We start from the raw sequence: 23947 nt of genomic DNA on the forward strand, positions 1-23947 counted from the left end.
AAAGTCCCCTACGCTACCCTTCGCCGATGATTTTCGAGGTCGACTATGCACATTCATATTCTTGGTATTTGCGGCACATTCATGGGTTCGCTGGCGGTATTGGCCAAAGAACTGGGCCATCACGTGACAGGTTCCGACGCGAACGTCTATCCGCCGATGAGCACCCAGCTGCAAGCTCAAGGCATTGAATTGACCCAAGGCTACGACCCTGCCCAGTTGGACCCCGCACCTGACGTGGTAGTAATTGGTAACGCGCTGTCACGGGGTAACCCGGCCGTTGAGTATGTCCTGAACAAGGGCCTGCCTTATGTGTCCGGGCCGCAATGGCTGGCCGATCACGTGCTGCAAGGTCGCTGGGTGCTGGCCGTGGCCGGTACGCATGGCAAAACCACCACCAGCAGCATGCTGGCCTGGGTGCTGGAACATGCCGGCATGGCGCCGGGGTTCCTGATCGGCGGCGTGCCGCAAAACTTTGCCGTGTCGGCGCGGTTGGGCGACACGCCGTTTTTCGTGGTTGAGGCGGATGAGTACGACAGCGCCTTCTTCGACAAGCGTTCCAAGTTCGTCCATTACCGTCCGCGTACCGCGATCCTCAACAACCTTGAGTTCGATCACGCTGATATCTTCCCTGATTTGCCTGCGATTGAGCGGCAATTTCATCACTTGGTGCGCACTATTCCGAGCGAAGGGCTGGTGATTCACCCGACCACAGAACCTGCGTTGCAGCGTGTGATCGATATGGGGTGCTGGACCCCGGTGCAAACCACGGGTGAGGGTGGCCAATGGCAAGCCCGCCTGTTGAGCGATGACGGCTCGCGCTTTGACGTGCTGTTCGAGGGCGTGGTTCAGGGCACTGTCGAGTGGGACATGACCGGTCAGCACAACGTCGCCAACGCGCTGGCAACACTGGCCGCAGCCCGGCATGTCGGGGTCGTGCCGAGCATGGCAATCGACGGCCTGAGCGCGTTCAAAAGTGTGAAACGCCGAATGGAAAAAGTGGCTGAAGTGAATGGCGTCACGATCTATGACGATTTCGCTCACCACCCGACCGCCATCGCCACCACACTGGACGGGTTGCGCAAGCGTATCGGCGATGCGCCGTTGGTGGCGATCATTGAACCGCGCTCAAACTCCATGAAGCTGGGTGCCCACCGTGATGGCCTGCCGCAGAGTGTGGTTCAGGCCGATCACGTGGTCTGGTACGCGCCGGCCAATCTGGGTTGGGATCTGGCGGCAACGGTTGCATCGAGCCCTGTGTCGACCCGGGTCTGCGATTCGCTGGACGCCATCATCGCGGACGTCAAAACCCGCGTTAAGCCCGGCACCCACGTGGTGATTATGAGTAACGGCGGCTTCGGTGGCCTGCACGGCAAACTGGCGGACGCACTGTGATGAGTGGCCCGGAACGCATTACCCTGGCCGTGACCGGTGCATCGGGCATGCCTTACGCATTGCGCCTGCTCGATTGCCTGGTGCGCGAAGACCGTGAAGTCCATTTCCTGATCTCCAAGGCCGCGCAGTTGGTCATGGCGACCGAAACCGACGTCAATCTTCCACCCAAGCCGCAGGCCATGCAGACGTTCCTGACCGAATACACCGGGGCAGCTGCCGGGCAGATCCGCGTGTATGGCAAGGAAGACTGGATGTCGCCGGTGGCGTCGGGGTCCGGCGCTCCGGCAGCGATGGTGGTGGTGCCCTGTTCCACGGGCACGCTGTCAGCCATTGCCACGGGCGCGTGCAACAATTTGGTCGAGCGGGCGGCAGACGTAACGCTCAAAGAACGTCGCCAGTTGATCCTGGTGCCGCGCGAAGCGCCGTACTCCAGCATTCATCTGGAAAACATGCTCAAGCTGTCGAACATGGGCGCCATCATCTTGCCGGCGTCGCCAGGGTTTTATCATCAGCCGCAGACCATTGATGACCTCGTGGATTTCATGGTTGCGCGCATTCTTAACCTGCTCAATATCCCGCAGGACATGCTCCCGCGTTGGGGCGAGCACCATGTGGGCGGCGATGAGTAAAGCATTGTTGGGCGTGTTGATGCTCATGCACATCGGCGGTTGCGCCAGCGTTCGCACGCTGGATGCCGCCAAGCCGGGTGCGCCGGTGGTGTATTCGGGCACGCGACTCGATTGGTATGCATTGCAAGGCGGCTGCTGTGCGCAGGACCGATTTGGCGCCCAGGCCCCGCGTTATCCTGGGCTGGACCTGCCTGCCAGTGCATTGCTCGATACGCTATTGCTGCCGTTGTCGGTGCTGACCGTGCTGGGCGTCGGGGTTCAGGCCAACGGCGGGCTATAGCGGGTTACTTGCCCAGCTTTCTCAGTTCGTCGGATTCAACCACCCGCACGTCCTTCTGCTCTTCGAGCGCCAGGCGCCACAGCGCCCGGGCCAGGTCACAGGCTTCAATGCCGTGATACTTGCCTGGGATCAGTTTTGAAAACAAACCTGCAATTTTCTCTGCTGGCCGTTCGTCCAGGCGTTCGCCGATGAGCAGCGATGGGCGGGCAATGGTCAGTTGAGGCCATCCCTGCGCGCGCAAGGATTGCTCCATCTCACCTTTGACCCGGTTGTAGAAAATGGACGACTCCGGGTCTGCGCCAATTGCACTGATGACGATCAAATGCCTGGCGCCCATTTCACGCGCGCGTTTGCCAAAAGCCACGACCATGTCGTGATCCACGGCGCGAAAGGCTTCTTCGGAGCCAGCCTGCTTGATGGTGGTCCCCAGGCAACAGAACGCCACCTCGACCTCGCCACTGAGCAGGGGCAAAAAGGCTTCGGGTTCGCCGACCGGGTTCTCAAGGCGCGGGTGGGCGGCCAGCGGTTTGCGCGAAGGGGCGAGTACGCGTACTACCGTAGGTTCGTTGAGCACACGGTCGAGTAAATGTTCACCGGTCAGGCCGGAGGCACCCGCTATCAGGATGTGCTGAGGCGTCAGGTACATGCGAAATCTCCCTTGATACATTCAGCTTAGTCACTCTGGGCGTCCATGCTGTTCCATCGGATTAATGCAACGCTTGCCGCGCTTGTTGCTCACGCAGGCGCTGCCAGTGGTTCAGGACGCCTTTCGGTGCCCAGATTTGAGGTGCGGATGCATCGAAATTGTCGGCCTGTTCGCGCTCGGCCACGTATTGCTTGGCCAGTGTGAACGCTTGCTGCAGGTCGTCGGTCTGGTTCAGGGCCTGAGCGAACAGTGCGTTGCCGAAGTAGGTGAAGTAGGCTTCTTCCGAGCAGCCAAACGAAACCTTGTCAGCGTCGGAAGCGGTCATGATCAAGGTTTTTTCATCCTTGAGCGCCGGGATGAATCCGCCCGAGTAGCAGGCAGAAATCACAATGATCTTGTCGCGATGCTTCAACGGGGCAAGCGCGGCGGCCAACTCCTCGGCGGGCAGGTCTGCCAGTTCAAGGCGCGGCTGGTCGAGCACCAGTTCGTGATCGTGGGTGCCGTGGCTGGTCAGGTAGATGAACACCAAGTCTTCCGGGCCCGTGCGCTCGGCCAGGGTCTTGGCGGCACGGTGCAGGTTTTCACGGGTGGCCATGGGGCGATCCATCAAGTGGTCGCGATGGTTGACCAGGCTGATGTTGCCGCGGCTGCCGAAACGGCTGGTGAGCATGTCGCTGACGTAATCGGCTTCACGCAGAAAGACGCTTTGCTTGCCGTCGCCGCCCAGCACCAGGCTGTACAGCTCTACCGCCGGGGTGGTGTGTGGAACCGCTTTGAGGGCTTGGTCAAGCAACTTGCCCTGATTGAGCAGGCCCAGTTCAAGCGGGTCCGGCAGCAGCTCGCCTTTTTCGTCGCGCACGCGCAGCCCGTTGATCCAGTAGCCTTTCTCGACCGAGCCGTCGCTCAGCGTCAGGGTGCCATAGCCCTGATACGTGTCATTGGCGAAATCACCGACATAGCGGCTGCCATCGGCCATGTTGAGCTGGCCGGGACCATTGAAGCGCCATTCGTTGAATTGGCCGCGGTAGTGGCTGCCATCAACGCCGATGAACTCGCCTTTGCCGGTCAGCGCGCCGTCCTTGAACTCACCGATCCACACGTCGCCGTCAGCGTTTTCGAAGCGGCCCTTGCCGTTGAGCTGGTTGTCCTTGAACTCGCCTTCGTATTGATCCCCTTCGGCACTATTAAAAATGCCATTGCCTTCGAGCTGGCCATTGACAAAGGTGCCGGTGAATTCGTTGCCGCTGGCATCGCTGCGCTTGCCTTCGCCATGGGGTTTGCCGTGGGCAAACTGGCCCTGATACTCGCTGCCATCCTCCAGTTCCAGGTGGCCGAAGCCGGAAAACTGGTCATCTTTGAAGTCGCCGCGATAGCTCATGCCGCCTTGTTTGAGGGTGCCTTCACCTTCGCGGCGGCCTTGTTTGAAGCCGCCGACGTAGTCGCTGTCGTGGGTGGTCAGGCTGCCTTGTCCGTTGTACAGGCCACCCTCGAATTTGCCGCGGTACACGTCCCCATTGCTGGCGTGCCATTCGCCCTGGCCCTGAAACACCCCATTGCTGAATTCCCCCGCGTACCAATTGCCGTTCGGGTAGTCGATGCGGCCTTGGCCCTGCAACAGCCCATTGACCACTTCGCCGCGGTAGCGCCCCCCATCGGGCAGGCGAGCGTCCGGGGGCAACAGCGATTCGCCGTCACCGCAGGCCGTCAGCAGCAACGTCAGAGCAAGGGGTACAAATGGGCGCATGGCAGGATCCGAAAAGTTAGGCCTGCGAGTATGCCGCAGCAATGGAAGCCGCTCTATAGGGCGACATGAAACATCCTGTGATATTCCCGAAGGCCCCTGCCTTTAGCCAAGCCAGGCTGTGGTGAGCGTGCTTATAATGCGGCGCAAAAAAAGATCGCTGGAGATGAGAGATGTTGTTACGCGGCCTGACCTGGCTGGTGCTGTTTCAATTGCTCGGCACTGCCCTCAATCACTTGTTCATCCCTGTGCTGCCCGGCCCGATCATCGGGTTGTTGCTGCTTTTGGTCTTTCTGATCGTGCGCGGTGAAGTCAGCGAGCCCTTGAGTCAGGCGGCCAGCGGTCTGTTGCGCTATCTCCCGTTGCTGCTGGTGCCACCGGCGGTGGGCGTGATGGTTTACGCCAGTGATATTGCTGCCGATTTTTGGGCGATTGTTGGCGCTCTGGTGCTGTCGCTGCTGTTGTCGATGGCGTTCGTGGGTGTGCTGATGCAGCGTTTGCTCAAGCGTCATCAAGCGCCGGAGGAGCGGCCATGACCCTGGAATGGCAAGGCGCATGGCAGGCTGTGATCCATCATCCGCTGTTCGGCATTGGCATTACCCTGGGTGCCTATCAGATGGTGCTGGCGGCTTTTGAGAAAACCCGCTGGATTTTCCTGCAACCGGTATTGGCTTCGATGCTGCTGGTTATCGGTGTGCTGCTCAGTTGTGGCCTGAGCTACGACGAATACCGCAAAAGCACCGATATTCTGAGCATCCTGCTGGGGCCGGCCACTGTGGCGCTGGCCGTGCCGCTGTACTTGAACCTGCGAAGAATCCGGCAACTGTTCTGGCCCATCTTTACTACGCTGGTGATTGGGGGGGTGTTTGCCACCGGTCTCGTGGTGGTGTTGGGCTGGTGGTTCGGCACCGAGCACATGGTGCTGATGACGCTGGCGCCCAAGTCGGTGACCTCGCCGATTGCTATGCTGGTGGCGGAGCAAATTGGCGGTGTCGCAGCACTGGCGGCGGTGTTTGTGCTGATTACCGGGGTCATTGGCGCGATTGCCGGGCCGGGCTTGCTTAGCCTGCTGCATGTTCACAGCGCTGAAGCGCGGGGCATGGCGCTGGGCATGACGGCTCACGCAGTCGGGACGTCAGTGGCCTTGCAGGAAGGTGAAGAGTGCGGCGCCTTCGCGGCGTTGGCGATGAGTTTAATGGGTGTGGGCACAGCGGTATTTCTACCGTTGGCCGTCAGCCTCATGGTGTAAGGACGTAGACATGACATTGCCGTTGTTTCCTCTCAAGACTGTGCTGTTTCCCGGGTGTGTACTGGATCTGCAAATTTTTGAGGCGCGCTACCTCGACATGATTAGCCGTTGTATGAAGCAGGGGACCGGCTTTGGGGTGGTGTGCATTCTGGAGGGTAGTGAAGTGGGCGATGCCCCCGAAGACATTGCACTCATCGGGTGCGAAGCGCTCATCCGCGATTTTCAACAGCAGGACAACGGCCTGCTGGGCATACGGGTCGAAGGCGGGCGCCGCTTTGAAATTCTGAGCATGGACCTGCAGCGCGACCAGTTATTACAGGCCGACGTTGAATGGCTGGACGAGATCCCCGAACAACCCCTGACGGACGAAGACCAAGACTTGCTGGCGCTGCTCAAAGCGTTGGCCGAGCACCCCATGGTGGCGGCGCTGAACATGAACCCTGACGTTGTGGGGCAGCAATCGCTGGCCAATCAACTGGCCTACTTGCTGCCTTTTGCCGAGGAAGACAAGCTTGAACTGCTGCAAGTCGATGACCCGCAGCAGCGTCTGGACGGTATTCAGGTGTTGCTGGACGAAATGCAGGGCGAGTATCAAGGCGAAACCTTGAATTGATCCCCGCCCTGCGTTTCAGCTGTCAATACGCGTAGCGCAGCAGCTCTTTGGACATGTGCGCCAACATAAAAAAGCCATACAACGCCATGCTGGCGGGCAGGATCAGCCACCAGACTTTCTGCGGTACGGGGTTTAATGGCATGTAGCGTTGACACAGGGCCAGACCGAAGGCATTGACCGTGATTGCCAACAACGCACCGGCCATGATGTCTGTTGGCCAGTGAGCGCCGAGGTACACCCGCGACATGGCGACGGTGATCGCCAGCAGGCATCCCAGCAATACCCACGTGATACGCATACGCTGCGGTTGCTCGCGCCCGGCAAGAATCGCCAACGCCACAAAGAACGCAAACGCGCCCGAGCTGTGGCCGCTAGGCATGCTGTAACTGGTCAGCGGATCAACCAGTACGTCAGGGCGAACCCGGGCGAAAAACAGCTTGGTGGCGGTATTGGCCAGCGCTGTGAATAACGTCACCCCGCCGAAGAAAAACATCGCGCGCCATTGCCGGGTCAGCAACAGGATGATGCACACCAGTGCCGCCGCCAGAAACTGGGTGCGGAAGTTGCCGATTTGCGTCACCAGCACGGCGGCCATGTCCATGGTGCTGCTGCGATGTTCCTGCACCAGCGCAGAAATGCCCTGATCCAGCGCTGTCATGTACGGGTAGCCAACGAACAACGCCAACAGAAGCGTCAGGCTCAGTGCACCGATCAGCAAGGTGGCCCTGGATTGACGCCGAATGCTGGCGTTGATGCTCAACCCCAACAAGGCCGCCAGCCCGACCGCGACTATCGCCGCTTGTGGCCAGAAGCCGTCAGGCAATGGCAAGCGGATGGCGGCGCCGGTCGCCCAGCCGGGCAGCAGGTACGCCACCGACCAGCCAATGCCGGCCAGCAGGCTGACGCCGATAAACCGCGGGATGGGCATGTCGCACATGCCTGCCACCATCGGCAACATGGGGCGTAGCGGGCCGATGAAGCGCCCCACCAGCAAACTGACGATGCCGTACTTGTGAAAGTAACCTTCGGCGCCGTTCATCCACTCGGGGTGAGTGCGCAGCAGCGGCAGGCGCCGAATATTCTGATGGAAGCGTCTGCCCAGCGCGTATGAGGCAACATCTCCCAGCAAGCCGCCGAGAAAGCCGAGCAATAACGTTTCGCCCAGGGACAAGGCGCCGCTGCCCGCCATAACGGCGATTGCAAACAACAGCACGGTGCCCGGCACAATAATCCCGGCAATGGCCAGGCATTCAACGCACGCCACAATAAATACCGCGAGGCCCAGCCACTGCGGGTTGGCTGTTAGCCAGCCAGTTACGCTATCGAGCCATGGGCCCATGTTTCAATTTCCTTTTGATCGTCGGTTAAGTCTTTTAAGCAGTGGCAATTACGCGTGATCCAGGATCACGTAGTCCTTGCCTTCAACCTGGCCGCGCCTCAACGGGTTGCGCGTGCAATACGCAGCGTAGTCAGCGTCGACAAAGCGGTACATCAGGTATTCATCCCGCCCGTGGGGGATGCCCAGGCGCGTGGTTTGAATCACATGCGAGGGTTGTTGTGCGACGTCATCGACCCGTAAACGTTCGGGGTCGAAACATTTTGCATCCCATTCAGGCACTTTCAGGCCCAGCGCCTTGCACAGCAGGGTTTGCCCGGCGCAGAGCTTTTGGTCGGGGCGCGGTCGACCTTGAGTATCGGGGTTGTTGCGCTGCATGAGCGCCAGACTGTCCGGGCCTGATAAGTCGTCGACCCATGGGTAAGCCGATTTGATCAGTACCGCATTGCCCGGGCCGTGGGCACTGAAGTTCAAGGAATCGCCGCCGCGAGCGTAGTACATATAAATGTGCCCGCCATCGAGAAACAGCGCCTTGCGCTTTTCGGTGTAGCCCAGCGAGGCATGGCTGCCTTTGTCGACGCAGTAATACGCTTCGGTTTCGATAATGCGCGCACTGAGCCACAGGCCGTTGACCCGGTGGCGGATGACCTTGCCCAAGAGTTCGCGGGCAACACGTTGAGCATCTCGGTCGAAAAAGGAATCCGGCAGCACGTTTGGCATCTTCAGGGCTATCACATCAGTGGCTAAAAGGGCGCAGATCATAGCAAGACCTGCTTAATTCGCGCTGAACACTGTGTATTTGTGGTCCATTTCGACCATCCGCCTGCCACCGCTGTGCGTAAGGCAGCATGATCGCTATAATCGGCCGCTTTCCTCTCTGCCAAGACCATTGAGACCATGACTGAGTCCGTTCTTGACTACATGACCCGCCTGGGTCGCGCTGCCCGTGAAGCTTCCCGTGTGATTGGCCGAGCCAGCACCGGGCAAAAAAACCGTGCCTTGCTGGCGGCTGCCGCTGCCCTGGACGCTGCGCGACCGGAACTGACTGCCGCCAATGAGCAGGATCTGGCGGCGGGTCGGGCCAATGGTCTTGAGCCTGCCATGCTGGAGCGCCTGGCGCTGACCCCAGCGCGCATCGACGGCATGATCGTCGGTCTGCGCCAGGTGGCCAGCCTGCCGGACCCGGTCGGCGCCATTCGTGACATGAGCTACCGCCCTTCGGGTATTCAGGTGGGCAAGATGCGCGTGCCGTTGGGCGTGGTCGGTATCATTTATGAGTCGCGCCCCAATGTGACCATCGACGCCGCGAGCCTGTGCCTGAAATCCGGCAATGCCACCATTCTGCGCGGAGGCTCCGAGGCGATTCACTCCAATCGGGCCATTGCAGCCTGTATCCAGCGAGGTCTGGCCGAGGCCGGTCTGCCGCCGGCGGTGGTGCAAGTCGTTGAAGTGACCGATCGCGCAGCGGTTGGTGCCTTGATTACCATGCCTGAATACGTGGACGTGATCGTGCCCCGTGGCGGCAAAGGCCTGATCGAGCGAGTCAGCCGTGATGCACGGGTGCCGGTCATCAAGCATCTGGACGGCATTTGCCATGTGTATGTCAGCGCCCATGCCGACCTGCCAAAGGCGCAACGTATTGCGTTCAACGCCAAAACGTACCGCTACGGCATTTGCGGGGCGATGGAAACACTGCTGGTGGATCAAGCCGTTGCGGCCGAATTTCTGCCCGCGATGGCTGAGCAATTTCGCGCCAAGGGCGTCGAACTGCGTGGTTGCGAGCGCACCCAGGCGCTGATTGACGTTGCGCCGGCCACAGAAGACGACTGGCACACCGAATATCTGGACGCGAAGTTGTCGATCCGCGTGGTCGACGGGCTGGACGCGGCGATTGAACACATCAACCACTATGGCTCCCATCACACCGACTCGATCGTCACCGAACATCAAGGCGACGCCCGGCGTTTCATGGCTGAAGTGGACTCCAGTTCGGTGATGCTCAACACCCCGACCTGCTTCGCGGATGGATTTGAATACGGATTGGGTGCGGAGATTGGCATTTCTACTGATAAGCTGCACGCCCGCGGCCCGGTGGGTCTCGAAGGTCTGACCTGCGAGAAGTACATTGTGGTCGGTGACGGACAACTGCGCGGTCAGGAGCCGGTGTGATTTGATCGACCTTGAAGCGTCCGCGCACGCAGCGAAGAACGACGCGTTACCCCGGCGCATAGGCGTCCTGGGTGGAACCTTCGATCCGGTGCACATCGGGCATTTGCGCGGCGCGCTGGAAGTTGCCGAGATGATGGAACTCGATGAGCTGCGTCTGACACCCAACGCCCGGCCGCCCCATCGCGACACGCCACAGGTGTCGGCGCATGATCGTCTGGCGATGGTCCAGTGCGCGGTTGAAGGAGTGGCTACGCTGGTGGTAGACGCCCGGGAACTGCAACGGGACAAGCCGTCCTACACCATTGACACCCTGGAACTGATGCGCGCCGAACTGGCCGCTGATGACCAGTTGTTTTTATTGCTGGGTTGGGACGCGTTTTGCGGCCTGCCCACATGGCACCGCTGGGAAGAGTTGCTCCAGCATTGCCATATCCTGGTGCTTCAGCGCCCGGATGCCGACAGCGAACCGCCGGATGCCTTGCGCAACCTGCTGGCAGCGCGCTCGGTAAGCGACCCGCTGGCCTTGAAAGGGCCGAGCGGACAGATTGCATTCGTCTGGCAGACACCGCTCGCGGTATCCGCCACCCAGATCCGTCAACTGCTGGCCAGCGGTAAGTCGGTACGTTATCTGGTGCCCGACGCGGTCCTGGCCTACATCGATGCGCACGGACTGTACCGTGCGTCGAACTGAAAAGGCGTGTTTCAAGGCGCGATTTGACGTGTATTGAAACACCCGAACATACGAGCAAAACGAGTTTTATATGACCAACAAAGATGTAAGCAAAGTTAAGCGCAAAGGCACGTTCAAGAGCGCACCCCTGCCTGAAAAAGCCCAGCCGACTGAAATCCTGAAAGGCGAAGAACTGGTCAAAGTGGCCGTGACGGCTCTGGAAGACGTCAAGGCTCAGGACATTCAAGTGATCGACGTGCGCGACAAGCACAGCATCACCGACTTCATGATCATTGCCACCGGTACGTCGAACCGTCAGATCGGCGCGATGCTGGACAAGGTTCGCGAAGCGGTCAAGGCACTGGGTGTCAAACCGTTGGGCGAAGAAGGCAAGGGCGACAGCGACTGGGTTCTGCTGGACATGGACGACGTGATCGTTCACATGATGACCGCCAGTGCACGTCAGTTCTACGACCTGGAGCGTCTGTGGGCCGGTGCGGAACAAAGCCGTGCAGGCAGCGCTGCTCACCACAGCCCGGAAAACACCCACGAGCATTTCCTCAAGCTCAACAAAGACCAAGAGTAAGGGTTAGCTGTGCGCCTGCGTTTGATCGCTGTCGGTTCGCGTATGCCTAAATGGGTGGAAGAAGGCTGGCATGAGTATGCCAAGCGCCTGCCATCCGAGCTGGCCCTTGAACTGGTAGAAATACCGCTCAATACCCGCGGCAAGAATGCCGACGTGGCCCGCTTCATCCGTCAGGAAGGCGAGGCCATGCTGGCCAAGGTCGGTCCGGGCGAGCGCATTGTCACGCTGGAAGTGCATGGCAAACCCTGGAGCACCGAGCAGCTGGCGGTCGAACTGGACCGCTGGCGCCTGGACTCGCGCACCGTGAACTTTATGGTCGGCGGCCCCGAAGGGCTGGCGCCGGAAGTCTGTGCACGTGCCGATCAGCGCTGGTCGCTGTCGCCGTTGACGTTGCCGCACCCGTTGGTAAGGATTCTGATTGGTGAGCAGTTGTATCGCGCCTGGACGGTTTTGTCCGGGCACCCTTATCACAAATAGTCAGCGTCCCGAATGTCTCAGCCAATTCGCCTCAAAGACCACGAGAAAGACGCACGTCTTGTGCGCAGCCGCGTCGTGGTCGGCGCAATTGTGGTGGTGGCGCTCATTTGTGCGCTGATTGCGCGTCTGTACTACTTGCAAGTCGTGCAGTACGAGTACCACTCGACCCTGTCTGAAAACAACCGGGTGCACGTGCAGCCGATCCCCCCGACACGCGGCCTGATTTTTGACCGCAACGGTGTGGTGATCGCGGACAACCGGCCCAGCTTCAGCCTGAGCATGACCCGCGAGCGTTCCGGTGACTGGCAGCAAGTGCTCGATGTGATTGTCGAGGTGTTGCAGCTCACGCCGGAAGACCGCGCCTTGTTCGAAAAGCGGATGCGGCAGGGGCGTCGGCCCTTCGAGCCGGTGCCCATTCTGTTTGAGCTCACTGAAGAACAGATCGCCCGAATTGCCGTGAACCAGTTCCGCCTGCCCGGGGTTGAAGTGGTTGCGCAACTGGTACGTCACTACCCGCAGGGCGCGCACTTTGCGCATTCGGTGGGGTACATGGGGCGGATCAACGAGAAAGAACTTAAAACCCTCGATCCGGTGAATTACAGCGGCACCCATCACATTGGTAAAACCGGCATCGAGCGCTTCTATGAAGCTGAGCTGCACGGTCAGGTGGGTTACGAAGAGGTCGAGACCAACGCCCGCGGCCGCGTGTTGCGCGTGCTCAAGCGAACGGACCCGATTCCCGGCAAAGATATCGTGCTCAGTCTCGACATCAAATTGCAGGAAGCTGCCGAGGAAGCGCTGGCCGGGCGACGTGGCGCCGTGGTGGCGTTGAATCCGAATACCGGCGAAGTCCTGGCGATGGTCAGTCAGCCTAGCTTCGACCCCAACCTGTTTGTCACCGGTATCAGCTTCAAGGCGTATGCCGAATTGCGCGATTCGATCGACCGTCCGCTGTTCAATCGCATCTTGCGCGGGCTTTACCCGCCGGGTTCGACCATCAAGCCTGCGGTGGCGATTGCCGGACTCGACAGCGGTGTGATTACCGGTGCTTCACGGGTCTACGATCCTGGCTACTACATGCTGCCCAATTACGATCACAAGTACCGTAACTGGAACCGCAGCGGTGATGGCTATGTGGACTTGGACACGGCGATCATGCGTTCCAACGACACCTACTTTTATGACCTCGCCCACAAGCTGGGGATTGATCGTCTGTCGTCGTACATGAATCAGTTTGGTATCGGCCAGAAAGTCTCGCTCGACATGTTCGAAGAGTCCGCCGGTCTGATGCCGTCCCGCGAGTGGAAGCGGGCGACGCGGCGCCAGGCATGGTTCCCTGGCGAAACCCTGATTCTGGGCATCGGCCAGGGCTACATGCAGTCCACACCCCTGCAACTGGCCCAGGCCACGGCACTGATTGCCAGCAAGGGCAAATGGATCCGTCCGCACCTGGCCAAGACCATTGAAGGCGTACCGCCCGTTGACCCGAACCCGATGCCCGACATCGTGCTGCGTGACCCGTCCAACTGGGCCAAGGTCACCCACGGCATGCAGCAAGTGGTGCATGGCGCACGTGGGACGGCGCGGGTGGCGGGCGTTGGTGCGCAATACCTGATCGCTGGCAAGAGTGGTACGGCGCAGGTGGTGGCGATCAAGCAGGGCGAAAAATATGACCGCTCCAAAGTTCAGGAGCGCCATCGCGACCACGCATTGTTCGTAGGCTTTGCCCCGGCTGACAACCCGCAGATTGCGGTCTCGGTCATGATTGAAAACGGCGAGGCGGGCAGCCGCGTCGCGTCGCCGGTCGTGCGCAAGGTCATGGATGCCTGGTTGCTGGATGCACAAGGCAAGCTCAAACCTGAGTACGCCAGCCCTTCAAAGGCGGAGGTTACGGCCCGTGATGAGTAATTTTGATCGCATGCTCTCCAGTGAGGATGTGATGCGTCGACGTGCCTCGCTGTTGCAGCGCTTGCACATTGACGGCCCGCTGCTGATTTTGCTGTTGACCCTGGCGGCCGGCAGTCTGTTTGTTCTGTACTCCGCCAGCGGCAAGAGCTGGGACCTGCTGAGCAAGCAGGCCACTTCGTTTGGTATCGGTCTGGTGTCCATGTTCATCATTGCCCAGCTTGAACCCCGCTTCATGGCGCGCTGGGTGCCGGTTGGCTACCTGATCGGCGTGTTGCTGCTGGTGGTGGTGGACGTCATGGGCCACAACGCCATGGGCGCTACGCGCTGGATCAACATTCCGGGGGTGATCCGCTTCCAGCCTTCGGAGTTCATGAAGATCCTGATGCCAGCGACCATCGCCTGGTACCTCTCCAAGCGCACGCTGCCGCCCCAACTCAAACACGTGGCAATCAGCCTCATGCTGATTGGCGTGCCCTTTGCGCTGATTGTGCGTCAGCCCGACCTCGGCACTGCGCTGCTGGTACTGGCCGGCGGCGCGTTTGTACTGTTCATGGGCGGCCTGCGCTGGCGCTGGATTCTCAGCGTGCTGGCGGCCACGGTCCCGGTCGCTGTGGCCATGTGGTTTTTCGTGATGCACGACTACCAGAAGCAGCGCGTATTGACCTTCCTGGACCCTGAAAGCGATCCGCTGGGCACCGGCTGGAACATCATTCAATCCAAGGCCGCCATCGGCTCAGGCGGCGTGTTTGGCAAAGGCTGGTTGCTGGGCACCCAGTCGCACCTGGACTTCCTGCCCGAAAGCCACACCGACTTCATTATCGCGGTCATGGGCGAAGAGTTCGGCCTGGTGGGCATTTGTGCCTTGCTGCTGATTTACCTGTTGTTGATCGGTCGCGGCCTGGTGATTACGGCCCAGGCGCAGACGCTGTTCGGTAAATTGCTGGCGGGCAGCCTGACCATGACGTTTTTTGTTTATGTTTTCGTCAACATCGGTATGGTCAGTGGCCTGTTGCCGGTGGTGGGCGTGCCATTGCCGTTCATTAGCTACGGCGGAACTTCGCTCGTGACGCTGCTGTCAGCGTTTGGGGTTTTGATGTCGATCCACACACATCGCAAGTGGATCGCGCAAGTTTGATTAAGGTGAAGAATTCAATGCAAGTAATGCGTGGCTGGGCTGCTCGATACGCGTCCTGGGTAGGCCTGTTGGGTCTGTTCGGGGCGGCGCAAAGCGCAGTGGCCGGCGACTATGAAGGCTCGCCCCAAGTGGCTGAATTTGTCGGTGAGATGACCCGCGATTACGGGTTCGCCGGTGAACAGCTGATGGACGTATTCCGTGAGGCTCAGCGCAAGCAGAGCATCCTGGACGCCATTTCGCGCCCGGCCGAGCGCGTCAAGCAGTGGAAGGAATACCGCCCGATCTTCATTTCGGATGCCCGCGTGGCACGTGGTGTCGATTTTTGGCGTGAGCACGAAGCCGCGCTGGCCCGCGCCGAGCAGGAATATGGCGTACCGGCGCAAGTGATTGTGTCGATTATCGGCGTTGAAACCTTCTACGGCCGCAACACGGGCAGCTACCGGGTGATCGACGCGTTGTCGACGCTGGGCTTCGATTACCCGCCGCGTGCTGAGTTTTTCCGCAAAGAGCTGCGCGAATTTTTGCTGCTGGCCCGCGAGGAACAGGTTGATCCGCTGACCCTCAAAGGTTCGTACGCCGGAGCAATGGGTTTGCCGCAGTTTATGCCGAGCAGCTTCCGCGCCTATGCCGTGGACTTTGATAACGACGGCCACATTAATATCTGGAGCAACCCGGACGACGCCATTGGCAGTGTGGCCAGCTACTTCAAGCGCCATGGTTGGGTCGCGGGGGAGCCGGTGGTGATTCGCGCCGATGTCCAGGGTGATAGCGCAGACCAAGGCCTGACCCAGGGTATTGAGCCTGTGAAAACAGTCGGGGAGTTGCGAGCGCTGGGGTGGTCGAGTCATGATGCGCTGCGTGACGACATGCCGGTCACCGCTTTCCGTCTCGAAGGCGATAACGGCCCTGAATACTGGATGGGCCTGAAGAATTTTTATGCGATTACGCGTTACAACCGTAGCGTGATGTACGCCATGGCAGTGCACCAACTGTCCGACCTGCTGGTTCAAGCACGGGGCAACAAGTAATGCCGTTTCTAGCGATCCGTACACCCTTGAAAGTCGCTGCCTGCGCCGCCGTCGCATTGCTGGTGGTGAGTTGTTCCAGCAGTCGCTCTACCGCGCCGCAGCAAAAGTCGGCCCCTGTGGTGCGCGCCACCCCCGGTCTGGATATCAACCGGGCGCACAAGGACGGCGCACCGTGGTGGGACGTAGACGTCTCGCGTATCCCGGACGCGACGCCAACCCTGCACACCGGACCGTACAAGGCCAACCCGTATACCGTGCTGGGTAAAACCTATTTCCCGATGCAAGAATCCAAGACATACGTGGCCTCGGGCACGGCGTCCTGGTACGGCACCAAGTTTCACGGTCAGAACACCGCCAATGGCGAGGTGTATGACCTGTACGGCATGAGCGCAGCGCACAAAACCTTGCCGCTGCCCAGCTACGTCAAAGTGACCAATCTGGACAACGGTAAAGCCGTGGTGCTGCGGGTTAATGACCGTGGCCCGTTCTATTCGGACCGTATCATCGACTTGTCCTACGCAGCGGCCAAAAAGCTCGGTTATGCCGAAACCGGAACGGCGCGCGTCAAGGTGGAAGGCATCGACCCGCAACAATGGTGGGCGCAGCGCGGTCGACCTGCGCCGTTGATGCTCAATGAGCCGAAAATGGCCCAGAATGCGCCGGGCCCTACCATCGCCACCGGCAAGGTGGAGCAATGGACGCCGCCTGCGCAGCAGCACGCTACTGATGTCGTGCCAGTGCCGCGTATGGCTGGCGGTCAGGGCACGTACTTGCAGGTCGGCGCCTTTGCCAACCCGGATGCTGCAGAGTTGCTTCGTTCCAAGCTCAGTGGCATGGTCAGTGCCCCCGTATTTATCAGCTCGATTGTGCGCAATCAGCAGACCTTGCACCGTGTGCGGCTGGGGCCGATTGCCTCGGCCGGCGAAGTACAGCAAGCGCAAAACAGCGTGAGACTGGCCAATCTGGGCCAGCCAAGCGTTGTGACATCGGATCAGTAACACTGATTAACGCGTTGGGCCCTGAAGGTTTGGGGCTCAAACGCAGTTGCAGCGACAAAGAACAAAAGCCCTGCGAGGGGGTGCCTGCAACTGAATACGCGACAGCCTCTATAACAGGGCTGTCAGAACAGTTTTGCCCGCGAGGGTAAGTTTCCATCAACAATTTCGAGAGACGGATGAACATCACCACCTTTGCCAAACGCCTGTGCCTGCTTGTCCCGCTGATCATTACGCCTGCCGCCTGGGCAGCCGAAATGATGCCGTCGCCGCCACAGCTTGCCGCCAAATCCTACGTGCTGATGGATGCCAATAGTGGCAACGTGCTGGTTGAGAACAATGGCGACCAGCGCCTGCCCCCAGCCAGCCTGACCAAACTGATGACCGCGTACATTGCGACGCTGGAAATCCGTCGTGGCCAGATCGGTGAGAACGACCCGGTCACCGTCAGCGAGAACGCCTGGCGCACCGGTGGTTCGCGCATGTTCATCAAGGTCGGCTCCCAAGTGTCGGTCAGCGATCTGCTGCACGGGATCATCATTCAGTCGGGTAACGACGCCAGTGTTGCATTGGCTGAACACATTGCCGGCAGTGAAGATGCGTTCGCGGACCTGATGAACAAGACCGCCGCCGAGCTGGGCATGACCAATAGCCACTTCATGAACCCGACCGGTCTGCCAAACCCTGAGCACTATTCGTCGGCGCATGACATGTCGCTGCTGGCCCGCGCGATCATCCACGAAGACCCCACTCACTACGCGATCTACTCGCAGAAAGAGTTCTTCTGGAATGGCATCAAGCAGCCTAACCGCAACCTGTTGCTGTGGCGCGACAAGACGGTTGACGGCCTGAAAACCGGTCACACCGACGAAGCGGGCTACTGCATGGTGTCTTCGGCAGTACGTGACGGCATGCGTTTGATTGCCGTGGTGTTTGGCACCAACAGCGAAGCGGCCCGTGCGGCCGAAACGCAAAAACTGCTGACCTACGGTTTCCGCTTCTTCGAAACCCAGACCTTCTATCAAAAAGGCACCGAGCTGGCGCAAGCTCCCGTCTGGAAAGGCACCACCAGCCAGGTCAAAGCCGGTCTGGCCAACGACCTGACCCTGACCCTGCCTAAAGGCCAATTGAAAAAGCTGGCCGCGAGCATGACCATGAACCCGCAACTGATGGCGCCTATCGCCAAAGGTGACGTGATCGGTAAGGTTGAAGTCAAACTCGACGATAAAGTTGTTCACAGTGCGGACTTGATCGCACTTGAGCCGGTTGAGGAAGGTGGCATTTTCCGCCGCGTGTGGGATAGCATCCGTCTATTCTTCTACGGGTTGTTCAACTGATTGCACCCACCTGTGTGACCCTGCGCTTACCCGGCGCGGGGTCATGTCTGTAGTTCCGGGCTTACGAGGCCAATACGCCATGAGCGATAACGAAGTAAAGGCGCCAAAGATCGAATTTCCTCAAACCGATTACCCGATTAAGGTGATCAGTGACACCGGTGTGGGCAACAAGGACAAAATCCTCGTGATCGTGAAAAAACACGCGACGATCAACGATGATCGTGTTGACGAGCGCCAGAGCACCAACGGCAAGTACACCACCATCCAGTTGCACATTGTGGCCACGGATCAAGACCAGCTGTACAACATCAACAGCGAACTGCGGGCCACCGGCTTCGTTCACATGGTGTTGTGATGTCGCGGGCCCTGGGTTTTCGCGAGTTGTCGGTGCTGGACTACGAGCCCACTTGGCTGGCGATGCAACGTTTTACCGACCAGCGCAAAGACCGGCCCGAGACGCAAGACGAAATCTGGCTGGTAGAGCATCCGCCAGTATTTACCCAGGGGCAGGCCGGCAAGGCCGAGCACTTGCTGTTACCGGGTGATATTCCGGTGGTCAAATCGGATCGCGGCGGCCAGGTGACGTATCACGGGCCTGGCCAGTTGGTCGCTTACCTGATGCTGGACGTGCGGCGTCTGGGCTTTGGGGTCCGCGAACTGGTCAGCCGGATGGAGCGCTGCCTGATCGAGCTGCTCGCCAGTTATGGCGTCAGTGCCGAGGCCAAGCCCGATGCGCCGGGGGTTTATGTGAATGGCGCGAAAATCGCCTCATTGGGCTTGCGGATCCGCAATGGCTGCTCTTTCCATGGCCTGGCCCTGAATGTGGACATGGACCTGGAACCGTTTCGACGGATTAACCCCTGTGGATACGCGGGGCTGGCGATGACCCAGTTGCGTGACCATACAGGCCCGATTGAATTTGCCGAGGTGCGTGCCCGGCTGCGTGCGCAGCTCGTCAAACACCTCGACTATGCTGAGCAGACGACCCTGACGGGCGGAATCGATTGATATGACTACTGCGCAAGACGCTGTTGAAACCCTGATCCCTACGCTGGACATCTCTGAACGTGCAGCCCGCGCCAGCGAGGCCCGTTCCAAGGTTGAGACCGGCGTCAAACTGCGCGGTGCCGAAAAGGTTGCGCGTATCCCGGTCAAAATCATTCCGACCACCGAGTTGCCGAAAAAGCCTGACTGGATTCGTGTACGCATCCCGGTTTCGCCGGAAGTCGACCGTATCAAGCAACTGCTGCGCAAACACAAACTGCACAGCGTCTGCGAAGAAGCGTCCTGCCCGAACCTGGGAGAGTGCTTCTCGGGCGGTACTGCCACCTTCATGATCATGGGCGATATCTGCACCCGTCGCTGTCCGTTCTGTGACGTGGGCCATGGTCGACCGAAGCCTCTGGACGTCAATGAGCCTGAAAGCCTGGCCATCGCCATTGCTGACCTGGGCTTGAAGTACGTGGTCATCACCTCGGTAGACCGTGACGACCTGCGTGACGGCGGCGCTCAGCATTTTGCTGATTGCATCCGCGAAATCCGCAAGCTGTCACCCAACGTCCTGCTTGAAACCCTGGTGCCCGATTACCGTGGCCGTATGGACGTAGCCCTGGACATCACGGCCGCCGAGCCGCCTGACGTGTTCAACCACAACCTCGAGACCGTACCGCGCTTGTACAAGGCTGCGCGTCCGGGCTCGGATTACCAGTGGTCGTTGACATTGCTGCAACGCTTCAAACAAATGATGCCGCATATCCCGACCAAATCCGGCCTGATGCTGGGCCTGGGCGAAACCGATGAAGAAGTCATCGAAGTGATGAAGCGCATGCGTGAGCACGATATCGACATGCTGACTCTTGGCCAGTATCTGCAACCGTCGCGCAGCCACTTGCCGGTTCAGCGTTTCGTGCACCCTGACACCTTTGCCTGGTTCGCTGAGGAAGGTTACAAAATGGGTTTCAAAAACGTTGCTTCCGGACCGCTGGTTCGTTCGTCGTACCACGCGGATGAGCAGGCCAAACTGGTCAAAAACATGCTGGTCAGTGAGTGACTCCATGAATAGCCGGTTCACCGCGCAGGTGTCTTACAAGGCTCACTGCGCGGTGCCCGCGCTGCGTGCTGGCGGGGTGATCGGCCTGATCGCCCCGGCAGGCCCCGCCGAACTCGATCTTCACCTTGCCACCCAATGGATACAGGCACGCGGTTATCAACTGCGGGTCTTTCCGGGGGTATGGGAAAAAGACGGTTACCTGGCGGGCGCTGATACCACCCGACTGCAGGACCTGCACGACGCCTTTGCAGATGACAGCATTGACGCGATTTTATGCATGCGCGGCGGCTATGGCAGCCCGCGTTTACTCGATGGCATCGACTTCGAGTGCCTTAAGCGCCATCCCAAACCGTTTATCGGCTACAGCGACATTACGGCGCTGCACCTGGCAATCACCCGTTATGCAGGCTTCGTGACTTTTCACGGGCCGATGCTTAATGCCGACTTGCTGGGCAATAAACAGGCGCCGACTGAAACCTCACTGCTGGACATGATCAGTGGCCGACAAGCCGCCGTTTTGACCCATCCCGCCGCCTTTGCGTTGACCACCGTGGCGCCGGGTGTGGCCAGTGGGCGATTGCTGGGCGGCAACCTGGCCATGATCTGCGGCACGCTTGGCACCGCATTCGAGCTGGACGCAGACGGCATCATTTTGTTCATTGAAGACGTTAACGAACCGCTGTACCGGATTGATCGTTTGCTCACCCAGTTGCGGCTGGCAGGCAAGTTGGCACAGGTTCGGGGCGTATTGGTGGGGGATGTGGCCGGGGTGGACCCTCAGGCGTTGATGCGACTGATCGGGCAGGAACTGGGGCCTCTGGGTATCCCAGTACTCGCTGGATGGCGCAGCGGGCATTGCGACCCGAACCTGACCTTGCCAATGGGCGCGCACGTGCGTCTGGATGCAGATAAACAGCAGTTGGTGTTAGAGCAGGACGTCGTTTCCATCGCGCCGTGACCCTCTCCCTGGGGGAGAGGGCCGGCCTGAAAGCCGCTTATTGTTGGCGCAAACTCTCCAGCAACTTGTGCGAAGGGTAGCCATCAGCGGGCCAGCCCAGCGCTTGTTGCGCGCTGCGAATCGCCTTGCGGGTATTTGCTCCGATAATGCCGTCAGCCTTGCCTGCGTCGTAATTGCGGTTGCTCAGTAACGTTTGCAGCTCGACGCGTTCGCTGCGGCTGAGTGGGCGCTCATCTTTAGGCCAATCACCTTTGATGACGCCACCGCCATTAAAGCGCTCAGACAGCAGGCCCACAGCCAGCGCATAAGATGAAGAGTTGTTGTAGCGCAGGATGGCACGGAAGTTATCCAGCACTAAAAATGCCGGTCCCCTGTACCCGGCGGGCAGCAACAAAGTGGCGCTCAGTTGTTCTGAGCCGCTTGCAGTCACAGGCACCTGAACCCCAAGCACCTGCCATTCGCTGACACTTTTACGCACCGTGCCGTCCGCCAATGCGTAGTCAAACCCGCTCGGCAGGTCGACTTCAAACCCCCAAGGCTGGCCTTGTTTCCAGCCGGAGCTTTGCAGGTAGTGGGCCGTGGAGGCCAGCGCGTCTGCCGAACTGTTCCAGATATCCCGACGACCATCGCCGTCGAAATCCACCGCATGGGTTTCATAGGTGGTGGGGATGAATTGGGTCTGGCCCATAGCCCCGGCCCATGAGCCGAGCATTTTCTCGGGCGAGATATCGCCTTCTTGAATGATCTTCAGCGCAGCGATCAGTTGGCTTTGGGCGAACTCCGGGCGGCGACCTTCATACGCCAGTGTGGCCAGGGAGCGGATCACCGATTTGTTGCCTTGAAAGGTACCGAAGTTACTTTCCATGCCCCACACCGACACCAGTGCCTGACGATCAACACCGTAGCGCTGTTCGATACGGGTCAGCAGCTCGGCATTTTGCTCCAGCAATCGCTGGCCATTGCGCACGCGCAGCGGAGAAAGGGCGCCGTCGAGGTATTCCCACACCGGGCGGCTGAATTCGGGCTGGCTACGGTCAGCCTTGATGACACCCATGTCGGGGGTGATGTCTTTGAAGGCGTTATCGAAAACCAGCGGGTTGATCCCGGCCTTCAGGGCTTGCGCACGGAAGTTGGCTTGCCATTCGCTGAAGCTTTGGGCGGGCTGGATTTCAAGGTTGTCTGCAACTGGCGCGCTGGTAATCACCGCGGGCGCGGGAGGCGTCACAGGCAGGGGTTGAGCATCGGCTGCGGTGGGTTTCTCTGCGCAGGCGACTAAAAGGATGACGCTGGAAGCAGCAATCAGTTGGCGCATCGGCCAACGGCGTTTATGACTTAAGGGCATGCGCAGGTCCAGGTAATGCGAATCAGATGCAGACCTTAACATTCCCGCCGTCAGGCAGCCAGAAAGTAAAAAGCCTCCCGGTCTCTCGACTGGAAGGCTTCGCGGCGGTAGCTGCCTTTGCCTTTGGCGGGGCGTTCCTGACGGCTGCGGAACAAGGGTTGGGCGACGATGGATTTGGCCTTGTTGGGGCGCTTGCTCATGGCAATGATTCTCGCTGGGTTGAACAAGCGCAAATCATCGGCCAGATTGTTTGATCTGTCCAGCGGGTGTTACGTGCGGGCGTTGACAGGCACCTGGGTGCTTTTACAGCGGCTACCTAGAGCAGCTGGTTATTCCGCTGGCAAATTCAGACGTTGCCCACACATCAGCAGCGCTAATCGGCTGAGGCTGCTCCAGGCAGAGCCTGCGGCTTGCCCCTTGATCTGTGCATCGATGCGTTGCGCGTCCATCAACAGTTGCGCCCAGCGCTGCGCCGAATAACGTTGCAGGGCTTTGCTCATCAGCGGTTTACGCTTGTCCCACACGGGCGGGCGTGCCTGGCTGAACGCCTTGTCCAACGGAGTGCCCTGGCTGTATTGCAGGGCAATGTTGGCCAAGACCCGTAGCTCGCGAGCCAGCGCCCAAAGGATCACAGGTGGCTCGACGCCTTCACCGCGCAAGCCTTCCAGCATGCGCAACGCATGGGCTGCCTCACCGTTGAGCACCGCGTCCACCAGCCCGAACACATCAAAACGGGCGCTGTCGGCTACCGCGGCTTGCACGGTCTCGACAGTGATCTGGCCATCTTCAGCCATGAGTTTGAGCTTTTCGATTTCCTGAGCGGCTGCCAGCAAGTTGCCTTCCACCCGTGCGGCAATCAGTTCCACTGCATCATGGGTCGCCGCCAGTCCTGCCTGCGACAGTCGCTGACGAATCCATTGGGGCAATTGATTCGCGTCCACCGGCCAGATTTGTACGAACTGAGTGTGGGCGCCTTCAATCAGCGCCTTGCCCCATTTGGTTTTCTGCGCGCTGCCATCGAGTTTTGGCAGGCTGATCAGCAGCAGGGTGTCTTCTGCGGGGCGCGAGCAATATTCGATGAGGGCTGCTGCGCCTTTGTCGCCGGGCTTGCCGGACGGCAATCGCAACTCCAGCAAGCGTTTTTCAGCGAACAACGACATGCTTGCGCCTGCCTGCAGCAACGAACCCCAGTCGAAACTGGCGTCGGCACTGAATACTTGACGCTCATCAAACCCTTGTTGGCGGGCGTTGCTGCGGATGGCGTCTGCGGCTTCCTGACACAGCAGCGGGTCGTCGCCGCTGATGATGTAGACGGGCGACAGGCTGCCTTGCAGGTGTTTGGTGAGTTGGGCGGGGGCGAGTTTCATAGGGCTTGATAGATGACGGGGCGCCTGAGCGCCCCGTAT

26 protein-coding genes are annotated in these 23947 nt (G+C 59.8%); 19 read left to right on the forward strand and 7 right to left on the reverse strand.

Annotation, left to right across the window (positions count from 1 at the left end; genetic code table 11):
- Positions 1-45 precede the first annotated feature (45 nt).
- From mpl to CJF39_RS03450, 3 genes are read left to right on the forward strand one after another with little or no spacing between them, the layout of a single operon-like run.
- On the forward strand, positions 46-1392 hold the full coding sequence (gene mpl, locus CJF39_RS03440) for a UDP-N-acetylmuramate:L-alanyl-gamma-D-glutamyl-meso-diaminopimelate ligase (RefSeq protein ID WP_094992152.1): 1347 nt from the start codon (positions 46-48) through the stop codon (positions 1390-1392).
- Positions 1392-2021 carry a flavin prenyltransferase UbiX gene (ubiX, locus tag CJF39_RS03445; protein ID WP_047273487.1) on the forward strand — a complete coding sequence of 210 codons (630 nt, stop codon included), beginning with the start codon at positions 1392-1394 and terminating at the stop codon, positions 2019-2021. The genes mpl and ubiX overlap by 1 nt, the downstream gene beginning before the upstream one ends.
- Positions 2014-2301, forward strand: coding sequence for a YceK/YidQ family lipoprotein (locus CJF39_RS03450; RefSeq protein ID WP_094992153.1), 288 nt, complete (start codon positions 2014-2016; stop codon positions 2299-2301). The genes ubiX and CJF39_RS03450 overlap by 8 nt, the downstream gene beginning before the upstream one ends.
- Positions 2302-2305: 4 nt before the next feature.
- Here the strand turns inward: CJF39_RS03450 and CJF39_RS03455 are convergent, their stop codons facing one another.
- Together CJF39_RS03455 and CJF39_RS03460 are read right to left on the reverse strand one after the other, a co-directional pair.
- A complete protein-coding gene (locus CJF39_RS03455; protein WP_094992154.1) occupies positions 2306-2947 on the reverse strand; it encodes an oxidoreductase in 642 nt (213 codons plus the stop codon).
- 61 nt (positions 2948-3008) lie between these two features.
- Entirely contained in the window at positions 3009-4691 is a 1683-nt protein-coding gene (locus CJF39_RS03460) for a C13 family peptidase (RefSeq protein WP_094992155.1), read from the reverse strand.
- Positions 4692-4861: 170 nt separating this feature from the next.
- Here CJF39_RS03460 and CJF39_RS03465 point away from each other — a divergent pair, with 170 nt between their 5' ends.
- From CJF39_RS03465 to CJF39_RS03475, 3 genes are read left to right on the forward strand one after another with little or no spacing between them, the layout of a single operon-like run.
- On the forward strand, positions 4862-5224 hold the full coding sequence (locus tag CJF39_RS03465; protein ID WP_094992156.1) for a CidA/LrgA family protein: 363 nt from the start codon (positions 4862-4864) through the stop codon (positions 5222-5224).
- Positions 5221-5937, forward strand: a complete 717-nt coding sequence (locus CJF39_RS03470) for an LrgB family protein (RefSeq protein WP_094992157.1) — start codon at positions 5221-5223, stop codon at positions 5935-5937. The genes CJF39_RS03465 and CJF39_RS03470 overlap by 4 nt, the downstream gene beginning before the upstream one ends.
- 10 nt (positions 5938-5947) lie before the next feature.
- Positions 5948-6550, forward strand: a complete 603-nt coding sequence (locus CJF39_RS03475; RefSeq protein WP_094992158.1) for an LON peptidase substrate-binding domain-containing protein — start codon at positions 5948-5950, stop codon at positions 6548-6550.
- Between the two features lie 22 nt (positions 6551-6572).
- On the opposite strand, the gene CJF39_RS03480 is transcribed toward CJF39_RS03475, so the two are convergent.
- Positions 6573-7889 (reverse strand): bifunctional DedA family/phosphatase PAP2 family protein, encoded by a 1317-nt coding sequence (locus tag CJF39_RS03480; RefSeq protein WP_094992159.1) that lies wholly within the window; start codon positions 7887-7889, stop codon positions 6573-6575.
- 48 nt (positions 7890-7937) lie between these two features.
- Complete coding sequence (locus CJF39_RS03485) at positions 7938-8606, reverse strand: DNA-3-methyladenine glycosylase (protein ID WP_094992232.1); 669 nt, start codon at positions 8604-8606, stop codon at positions 7938-7940.
- Positions 8607-8783: 177 nt separating this feature from the next.
- Between CJF39_RS03485 and CJF39_RS03490 the strand changes: the two genes are divergently transcribed.
- From CJF39_RS03490 to CJF39_RS03550, 13 genes are all read left to right on the forward strand, one after another.
- Entirely contained in the window at positions 8784-10055 is a 1272-nt protein-coding gene (locus CJF39_RS03490) for a glutamate-5-semialdehyde dehydrogenase (RefSeq protein WP_094992160.1), read from the forward strand.
- 1 nt (position 10056) lies between these two features.
- A complete protein-coding gene (gene nadD / locus CJF39_RS03495; protein WP_094992161.1) occupies positions 10057-10746 on the forward strand; it encodes a nicotinate-nucleotide adenylyltransferase in 690 nt (229 codons plus the stop codon).
- A gap of 70 nt (positions 10747-10816) precedes the next feature.
- Positions 10817-11311, forward strand: a complete 495-nt coding sequence (gene rsfS, locus CJF39_RS03500; protein WP_047279125.1) for a ribosome silencing factor — start codon at positions 10817-10819, stop codon at positions 11309-11311.
- Positions 11312-11320: 9 nt separating this feature from the next.
- Entirely contained in the window at positions 11321-11788 is a 468-nt protein-coding gene (rlmH, locus tag CJF39_RS03505) for a 23S rRNA (pseudouridine(1915)-N(3))-methyltransferase RlmH (RefSeq protein ID WP_003444191.1), read from the forward strand.
- Between the two features lie 12 nt (positions 11789-11800).
- Positions 11801-13696 (forward strand): penicillin-binding protein 2, encoded by a 1896-nt coding sequence (mrdA, locus tag CJF39_RS03510; RefSeq protein ID WP_094992162.1) that lies wholly within the window; start codon positions 11801-11803, stop codon positions 13694-13696.
- Positions 13697-13727: 31 nt separating this feature from the next.
- Complete coding sequence (rodA, locus tag CJF39_RS03515) at positions 13728-14831, forward strand: rod shape-determining protein RodA (protein ID WP_170047043.1); 1104 nt, start codon at positions 13728-13730, stop codon at positions 14829-14831.
- A gap of 5 nt (positions 14832-14836) precedes the next feature.
- The gene (gene mltB / locus CJF39_RS03520; protein ID WP_169963967.1) at positions 14837-15859 is read left to right on the forward strand and encodes a lytic murein transglycosylase B; all 1023 of its coding nucleotides are present in this window, start codon (positions 14837-14839) and stop codon (positions 15857-15859) included.
- A complete protein-coding gene (locus tag CJF39_RS03525) occupies positions 15859-16857 on the forward strand; it encodes a septal ring lytic transglycosylase RlpA family protein (RefSeq protein WP_094992165.1) in 999 nt (332 codons plus the stop codon). Before mltB ends, CJF39_RS03525 begins: the two co-directional genes overlap by 1 nt.
- 176 nt (positions 16858-17033) lie before the next feature.
- Positions 17034-18191, forward strand: a complete 1158-nt coding sequence (locus CJF39_RS03530; RefSeq protein WP_094992166.1) for a D-alanyl-D-alanine carboxypeptidase family protein — start codon at positions 17034-17036, stop codon at positions 18189-18191.
- A gap of 79 nt (positions 18192-18270) precedes the next feature.
- Complete coding sequence (locus CJF39_RS03535) at positions 18271-18546, forward strand: DUF493 domain-containing protein (RefSeq protein WP_094992167.1); 276 nt, start codon at positions 18271-18273, stop codon at positions 18544-18546.
- Positions 18546-19199 carry a lipoyl(octanoyl) transferase LipB gene (lipB, locus tag CJF39_RS03540; RefSeq protein WP_094992168.1) on the forward strand — a complete coding sequence of 218 codons (654 nt, stop codon included), beginning with the start codon at positions 18546-18548 and terminating at the stop codon, positions 19197-19199. Before CJF39_RS03535 ends, lipB begins: the two co-directional genes overlap by 1 nt.
- 1 nt (position 19200) lies before the next feature.
- Positions 19201-20241, forward strand: coding sequence for a lipoyl synthase (lipA, locus tag CJF39_RS03545; protein ID WP_094992169.1), 1041 nt, complete (start codon positions 19201-19203; stop codon positions 20239-20241).
- A gap of 4 nt (positions 20242-20245) precedes the next feature.
- Positions 20246-21199 (forward strand): S66 peptidase family protein, encoded by a 954-nt coding sequence (locus CJF39_RS03550; protein WP_094992170.1) that lies wholly within the window; start codon positions 20246-20248, stop codon positions 21197-21199.
- 37 nt (positions 21200-21236) lie between these two features.
- Here CJF39_RS03550 and CJF39_RS03555 read toward each other — a convergent pair whose 3' ends face one another.
- The 3 genes from CJF39_RS03555 to holA form a co-directional block, all read right to left on the reverse strand.
- The gene (locus tag CJF39_RS03555) at positions 21237-22541 is read right to left on the reverse strand and encodes a lytic murein transglycosylase (RefSeq protein WP_094992171.1); all 1305 of its coding nucleotides are present in this window, start codon (positions 22539-22541) and stop codon (positions 21237-21239) included.
- 50 nt (positions 22542-22591) lie between these two features.
- Complete coding sequence (gene arfA, locus CJF39_RS03560) at positions 22592-22741, reverse strand: alternative ribosome rescue factor ArfA (protein ID WP_003444166.1); 150 nt, start codon at positions 22739-22741, stop codon at positions 22592-22594.
- Positions 22742-22870: 129 nt separating this feature from the next.
- Complete coding sequence (gene holA / locus CJF39_RS03565) at positions 22871-23908, reverse strand: DNA polymerase III subunit delta (RefSeq protein ID WP_094992172.1); 1038 nt, start codon at positions 23906-23908, stop codon at positions 22871-22873.
- Positions 23909-23947 lie beyond the last annotated feature (39 nt).

The organism is Pseudomonas lundensis (genome assembly GCF_002269125.1).
In the GTDB taxonomy this organism is placed as follows: domain Bacteria; phylum Pseudomonadota; class Gammaproteobacteria; order Pseudomonadales; family Pseudomonadaceae; genus Aquipseudomonas; species Aquipseudomonas lundensis_A.